The organism is Roseinatronobacter ekhonensis (assembly GCF_900499075.1).
Lineage (GTDB): Bacteria > Pseudomonadota > Alphaproteobacteria > Rhodobacterales > Rhodobacteraceae > Roseinatronobacter > Roseinatronobacter ekhonensis.
The window spans coordinates 1-709 of sequence record NZ_UIHC01000187.1 but is presented as its reverse complement, the minus strand read 5'-3'; the positions used below and the strand labels follow the sequence as shown (position 1 = coordinate 709).

Below are 709 nucleotides of genomic sequence, written 5' to 3'. Positions count from 1 at the left end.
CTCAATCCAATTGAACGTCTTTGGGCGGTCTTGCACCATTATGTCACCCACAATCGCTACTACCGAAGTCAGAAGCAATTCGCCGACGCCATCCTTGCATTCATGCGTGAGACCATCCCGCAGGAATGGAAGAAATTCCGCGACAAGGTGTCAGATAACTTCCGCGTCATAACACACGAGAACTTTCGGGTTTTGGAGTAGAAGAAGTATAATCCTCATAAGGCGCGAGAATAATGTCTTCCTGGGCGTCCTTGTTGGCAAAGAGTTCAATGGCTTTATCGGTCGCGGGCTTGAGATTGCGGAATGCCACCACGTTTCCCTGAGACTTCTTTGCCCCCATAGTTCGGTTCGTGCGTGAAAAGGCTTGCACCAACCCGTGGTGTTTAAGGTTCTTGTCCACGTAGATGGTGTTTAGCGCCTTGCTATCAAAGCCGGTGAGAAACATGTTCACTACCAGCAGGATGTCGACCTCGCGGTTTTTCACGCGCTTCCCGATATCCTTGTAATAGGCGTAGAAAAGTTTGCTGTCCTTCGTCGAGTAGTTGGTGCCAAACATCGCGTTGTAATCGCCAATGTAGCGCTCTAGTGTTCCCCACCTGACACAGGATTCCCATTGAGGGCCTGATGTGCTATATTCGGGACATGAGACGCAATGACATTTGCCTTTACCTTGGCCCCGCCGACCGTGCTGAGCTTCAAGCTCTGATCA

2 pseudogenes are annotated in these 709 nt (G+C 50.5%); one reads left to right on the top strand and one right to left on the bottom strand.

What is annotated here, in order from left to right:
* Positions 1–201, top strand: a pseudogene (locus ROE7235_RS19795) (IS630 family transposase); the annotation flags it as partial.
* Here ROE7235_RS19795 and ROE7235_RS19790 read toward each other — a convergent pair.
* Positions 167–577, bottom strand: a pseudogene (locus ROE7235_RS19790) (type I restriction enzyme subunit R domain-containing protein); the annotation flags it as partial. The pseudogenes ROE7235_RS19795 and ROE7235_RS19790 overlap by 35 nt on opposite strands.
* Positions 578–709 lie beyond the last annotated feature (132 nt).